Source organism: Chitinophaga sp., assembly GCF_036566945.1.
Taxonomy (GTDB): domain Bacteria; phylum Bacteroidota; class Bacteroidia; order Chitinophagales; family Chitinophagaceae; genus Chitinophaga.
Genome location: NZ_DATCVJ010000531.1, coordinates 1 through 6,143, shown reverse-complemented (window position 1 = coordinate 6,143; position 6,143 = coordinate 1). Strand labels below are relative to the sequence as shown.

The following is a 6,143-nucleotide window of genomic DNA, read 5'->3' as shown; positions in this document are numbered from 1 at the left end:
AAACACCCCTGCATCCTCCTAAAAGCTAATAGCTAATAGTTAAAAAAGAAGCGCATGGTAGAAACCATACGCTTATTGTAAAAGATTGTCATGTGAATGTTCGAGAATGCAAATCGTGAAGGCTTTTAATGGTTATCTTGGGGTTGAGATGCCGTCAAGGTTATACCACCTTATTTTCCTTTTTACCTTAAAATGATGCTGTAACACACCATATACCGGCAATAATATTTTTATTGACTGTTTATGTTATCTGAATGTTTTGAATGAAGTAAAAATCAATCACTCTAATGGCTAAACGTTTAATTGAGGGCATAAATAAAAAAATATATAATCGCTGCAATTGTTAACAAAATCCAGGTCACAGATTACAGGGCCAGATCACAGACGTTGAATTTCATAAATTGAAGTGGTCTCTTACCACTTGAGTTTTATGGGATTTCCTTTGCTTATGTTGACAATTCCTTTTGTTTAATATTCTCTAAAATTACCGGGTTTTCTAAGTTATCAGGGTTCAATTCTCAGACATCACCATGTCCGTGTGTCTTAGTGCAAATTAAATGTGGCCACTGCAGTATGCACTGCAGTGGCCACATTTTTTCATACAACGTTCGTTGTAAATATTATGTTTCCTTGTCCATTTTAGCAAATTCAACCCTTAGGTTGACGTGCCATCGCTATATAATAGAGCGGAATACCCAATAAAATAATCCCCAGTCCGGGTAAGGTATAGTTACTTTCAAACACAAGCAACAGGCCCGCAAGCGACAATGCCACAATGATATATATGAGTGGCAATACCGGATAACCAAATGCCTTGTAAGGTCTTTCTATCTCCGGACGCTTTTTTCTTAAAATAAAAATACCCACAATTGTCAGCACATAGAATATCAGTACACCAAATATTACTAATGCCAGCAAGTCATTGTATCGGCCGGTAAGACACAGCATAGATGCCCATGCACACTGTATCCATAAGCCGTAGGCAGGCACACTGTGCTTGTTTAATTCGCCGGCTTTTTTGAAGAACAACTTATCTTCTGCCATGGTATAATAGATCCTTGCACCAGATAATATCAATCCGTTATTACACCCGAAAGTGGAGATCATGATCATCACTGCAATGATGTAAGCACCATAAGAACCAAAGATTTTTGCGGCCGCCGCTACACCTACACGGTCGTTGGCAGCAAATGCAATTTCATTCAGCGGCAATACCGCCAGATACATCAGGTTGCAGCTCACATAAATGATCGTCACAATCAGCGTTCCCAGAAAAAGTGAACGACCTATATTTTTTGCCGGATTTTTAATTTCTCCTGCAATGAAAGTCACATTGTTCCAGGCATCACTGGAAAACAGGGAACCCTTCATAGACACGGCAATAGCGCCAAATAACGCCAGGCCCGACAAAGCAGCTGTCACCACCTCTCCATTCTGTGAAGTCACCGCAGCGGCATCCCAGGCATGTTGCCAGTTAGCGTTCCAGATCTCCTGCTTGGCTCCCACGGCAAATCCGAAAATAATCAATCCGAATAAGGACAACAGCTTGGCCAGTGTAAATACTGTTTGTATCAGTTTACCGTGGTGAACACCACGTGTATTGATAAACGTTAGTAAGATGATAGACACAATAGCCACTATCTGCGCAGCGGAAATCTGCACGAAGCCAGCGTCAAACAAAATGTTTTTTTCACTGAACCCGGGAATCAGATAAGCGGTAAACTTGGCAAAAGCCACTGCCACCGCTGCAATAGTACCGGTTTGGATTACACCGAACTGCGTCCAGCCAAATAAGAAAGCAATAAAAGGATTGTAGGCCTCCCGGAGATATACATATTGTCCGCCGGCTTTGGGATACATCCCGGATAGCTCTCCGTAACTCAGCGCAGCAATCAATGTAACAATGCCTGCCAGTACCCACATGGCAGTAATCCAGCCAGCGCCGCCTACACTACGCGCTATTTCAGCTGTTACAATAAAAATACCGGACCCTATCATAGAACCGGCTACGATCATGGTGGCATCCAGCAACCCCAGGGAAGGTTTGAAAGATTTAGTTTGGTTGATTTCCATATTGTTATTTATAAAAAATCCCGGTTCATAACGGAACCGGGACTATAAGGTAGAAAAAAATTCGATGGTTTTATGCGCTTATTTTGCTGCGGCAGCACCATTGTCATTCATTCCTTTGATAACGTCTCCTGTTACATCGTAAGCAGGATCTTTATACAGAATGTTGCTGGCGTTGCTGCGATAAGAGAAAATATATGCGAAACGTTTGTCTGCATTGAAAGTTTTCAGGAAATCATCCAGTCTTTTCTGTAACTCCTCGTTAAATTTAGTTTCCTGTTCTGCATAAGAAGCACGCAGGTTCTGCGCTTCCTGCTCCAGCTGCTGCTGTTTAGACATCAGACTACGTTGTGCTGCTTCTCCCTGTTCCTGTGTAAGGCTAGATGCTCTGCGCTGCAGGTCTTCATACTCCGCCTGTAAAGCACGGGCCTTACCTTTCAGCTGATTGTCCATTTGCTGCTGCTTTTGTTCCAGCAAGCCTTTCTTTTCCTTGAAATACTCGAAATGCGTTTCCAGTGAATCCAGATCTACATACGCAATTTTGAAACTACCCGCTGCTGCCGGAGTACCTGTGCCTGCTGCTGGTGTGGTGGCTGTTGTGCTGCTACCAGCTTGTTTTCCCTGGCAAGACATCAATAATCCGGCTGCTAATGCCGCTATAAATCCTTTAGTCACTAATTGTTTACGAGTGCGCATGTTAATAGGTGGATTTGCTTCTTTTAGTACATTTTTAAAATGGAACGGCTAAAATAAGGTTTTTACCGGATTTTCATATTCCGATTAGTTTTTTTAGCTCGGTTTTAACTAATATTAATGTTTTACCTTCTCCAACAGGATTTCAGGCTCATTAGTGGTAATAAAATCAATGCCGCCTTTCAACAATTCATCCATGATCTCAGGATTGTCAATCGTCCAGGCATTAGTGGTTACCTGATGCTGCTTCGCAGTGGCTATCAATTGAGGATCTTTTTTAAATACCTGCTGATTGTAATCCAGCCCCCATATGCCGTCCGCCTGTAATTGCACTGGTGTTTTGTCACCATTAAGATAGGCGATCTTAGCGGTAGGGTCCAGCGCTTTTATTTGCTTACAGATATTATAGTCAAAGCTGATGTAAAACATCCATGCCTGTGCTTTTTTGGCATGTACCATCGCCACGGCCTGCGTAGCCAGCTGCGTTCCTTTCCCTTTGGCAGATGGTTTCAACTCCAATACCAGCCTGGTTTTATGCTGCTCCATGATGGCGTTAATATATTCTTCCAGCGTAGGCACCCTGTCTCCATTTTTTAATTGCACGGTTTGCAAATCCGCCAGGGTAGACTCTTCTACCTTCTTTCCCCCTATCTCCGGATCATGTGATATCATCAGCTGATCATCTGAAGATAACCAAACATCAAATTCCGATCCCTCACAACCCAGCCTGATCGCATCTTTCAGAGAAGTAAGACTATTCTGGCTACCTTCATGATGCTTCCAGGCGCCCCGGTGAGCCACTACTTTATTCCGGATGAAATCGTCCGCTACCAACAGAAAATCAACGGTATCCTCCCCTGCCTTTATTCGTACAGGATAGGTCCCGTCCACATCCACACTGGCTTTCTTTTTCAACTTCAGCTCATTCCCACTAATCGTAAATAAACCCGATTTATCTTCCAACAATACAGCTGAACCCAACTTCCCGTTTTTATCATAAACCTTTCCGACTACCGCATTCTTTTTCTTAACAGGAATCGTATAGGCATCCAGGTAAGGCGCTGCTGCCTGCTGTGCGCCGGCGGCTACAGTCCCCAGCATCGCCATTCCACCCAACAGGAAAATCTTTTTGTAATTGTTCATGCTACTAAGGTTTGTCTCTAAAAATAACGTGCAATTTATTTATTCCACCTGGCTGAAAGATGGTTACTCCTTTAAATTAAAATAAAGCTTTGGAAAAGTATAATGTAAAAAGCTATTGAAGCGAATGATGCAGACGAATATTTCTTTCGTTGCTTCCATCATTTGCTGCAATAGCGTTGCTGTATTCTGTATTCTCTACTCCCCTTTCACGGTTGGCTGCCGCCTTTAATTATGTTGTATCGTCAATATATCAAATTGGGCGGCGTCCAACGGATAGCCCGCCGTTACCAGGGTATACACTTTTCCTTTCTGGGCAGCCAGTGGAATGGATTTCAGCACCAGGCTGGAATCCACATAGTTGAACTTCATCGTGTAAGTACTATCTCCTCTCAATGGTACAAAAGCCGTTTGAGAAGGAAAAGTAAGTCCCTTGAAAATCACTGTAGGGTTGCCTGCATATACATCGAGGCCCAGCGGCGCTCTGTTCGGCTTAAATGCCTGGCTGAAATCGATGACCCTGAACTTGGCACTATCCGCCCTCGGAGCACTCAAATCATCTTCTGTCAAAATCATTGCTAACCCTGCTTTAGCACTATCTATTCCCATGAAGGCCGTATAGTAACGGTTATTCCTCAGGAAAAGCTCCTGGTTAACCAAAATGATATCAGGTCTGTCGGAGGTAGTGATGATAAGGTTATATTTTTTTGCCAGATACGATTTATAGCCGGTACTGGTTTTATAAGCCACATTACTGGCAAAGTTGATGGTATCCAGTTTGATATTAAACTCCAATGCAGCGTATGTAGCATTCACAAATTCAAAGTTGCCGTGGGTATCGGGTACTGCGCTGTCGCTGTTTTTCTTGCATGCTCCCAGCAATGCCAGCACAATGATAATTGGAATGATCAGATATTTCATGAAGTCCGCTTCGTTTTTACGAATTCAAAAATAGGTTTTAATTAGTTTTTATTAGTCCCTATTAAACAATTATTATTCTCAGCAGTCTATACATCACAAACATTTTTTTTATCATATAACAAACCCGTAGAAATGAAAATCGTAACTATCCTTGTACCTGCCCTTGCATTAAGCCTTGCTGCTGTTACTGTCAGTGCTCAACAACCTGCTACCAATGACCAGGCGGAAATACACCGCGACCAGAAGGATATTAACAACAGCAAAAAGGACATTCAGCACGACCACAAGGATGTAAAACATGATAACAAGGATATCAATCATGACAAAAAAGATATTCATGCAGATCACAAAGATTTAAATCATGACCGCAAAGATGTGAACAAAGACAAAAAGGAAATCGCCAAAGACCGCAAAAATGGTGATACCAAAGAGGAAAAGAATGACCGGAAAGATTTGAAGAGTGATCACAAAGACATTCATCACGATAAAAAAGACCTGCATCAGGACCATAAAGATCTGAACAAAGATCAGAAAGACCGGAACCACGACAACAAGGATGCGCAGCAGGATAAACGCCAGCTGGAAAAGGAAAGAAAAGATAAACAACAGGATAAAAAGGAGGCAGACAAGCATTAAGCTGCCACAAAAATGTTTCATAACAGGGACCGCAAACAATGCGGTCCTTTTTTTATGAATAAAGCGGTATTGGTTTTCGGGAGAATCAACCCGCCCACATTACTTTACAACAAAAACAAAAAGCGGGTGTCTCCAAAAGGAAACACCCGCTTCTATATGTTTGAAAATGCTTTACAGCACTATTCTTCTTCATCAAACTGGAACACTTCTTTAGAAGAGGCCAGGATATCGTATTCTTCTTTGGAACCTACGATCATGTTTTCGAACTCACGTAAACCAGTACCGGCAGGGATCAGGTGACCTGTGATCACATTCTCCTTCAGACCCATCATATCATCGGTCTTACCGTTGATCGCAGCCTGTGACAGTACTTTGGTGGTTTCCTGGAACGAAGCAGCAGAGATCCAGCTACGGGTACCGAGGGACGCCTTGGTAATACCCTGCAGGAGCGGGCTGGAAGTAGCCGGACTTGCATCACGGTATTCAACCAGTTTTTTATCTGCACGACGTAACAGGGAGTTTTCTTCACGAACCTGACGCAGCGTCACTATCTGACCAGCTTTCAGGTTAGCAGATTCACCTGCTTCCGTTACAACCTTCTTATCGAAGATCATATCGTTTTCTTCAAAGAAGTCAAATCTATCTTCAGTATCACCTTCGAGGAAGCGGGTATCGCCCGGATC

Annotated in this window: 5 protein-coding genes and 1 pseudogene; 1 reads left to right on the top strand and 5 read right to left on the bottom strand. The window is 42.8% G+C overall.

All coding sequences use genetic code 11. From position 1 onward, the window contains the following. Nucleotides 1-648: 648 nt before the first annotated feature. The 4 genes from VIP81_RS16230 to VIP81_RS16215 form a co-directional block, all read right to left on the bottom strand. Nucleotides 649-2,073, bottom strand: a complete 1,425-nt coding sequence (locus tag VIP81_RS16230) for an APC family permease (protein WP_331962900.1) — start codon at nt 2,071-2,073, stop codon at nt 649-651. 78 nt (nt 2,074-2,151) lie between these two features. Beyond that, nucleotides 2,152-2,766: an OmpH family outer membrane protein gene (locus VIP81_RS16225; RefSeq protein ID WP_331962897.1), complete on the bottom strand. Its 615-nt coding sequence runs from the start codon at nt 2,764-2,766 to the stop codon at nt 2,152-2,154. A gap of 114 nt (nt 2,767-2,880) precedes the next feature. After that, complete coding sequence (locus VIP81_RS16220) at nt 2,881-3,906, bottom strand: glycerophosphodiester phosphodiesterase (RefSeq protein ID WP_331962894.1); 1,026 nt, start codon at nt 3,904-3,906, stop codon at nt 2,881-2,883. Between the two features lie 225 nt (nt 3,907-4,131). After that, entirely contained in the window at nt 4,132-4,824 is a 693-nt protein-coding gene (locus VIP81_RS16215; protein WP_331962891.1) for a DUF4397 domain-containing protein, read from the bottom strand. 132 nt (nt 4,825-4,956) lie between these two features. On the opposite strand from VIP81_RS16215, the gene VIP81_RS16210 reads away from it, so the two are divergent. Further along, nucleotides 4,957-5,460, top strand: coding sequence for a hypothetical protein (locus VIP81_RS16210; RefSeq protein ID WP_331962888.1), 504 nt, complete (start codon nt 4,957-4,959; stop codon nt 5,458-5,460). A gap of 179 nt (nt 5,461-5,639) precedes the next feature. Here the strand turns inward: VIP81_RS16210 and VIP81_RS16205 are convergent. Further along, a pseudogene (locus VIP81_RS16205) lies at nt 5,640-6,143 on the bottom strand (DNA-directed RNA polymerase subunit beta'); the annotation flags it as partial.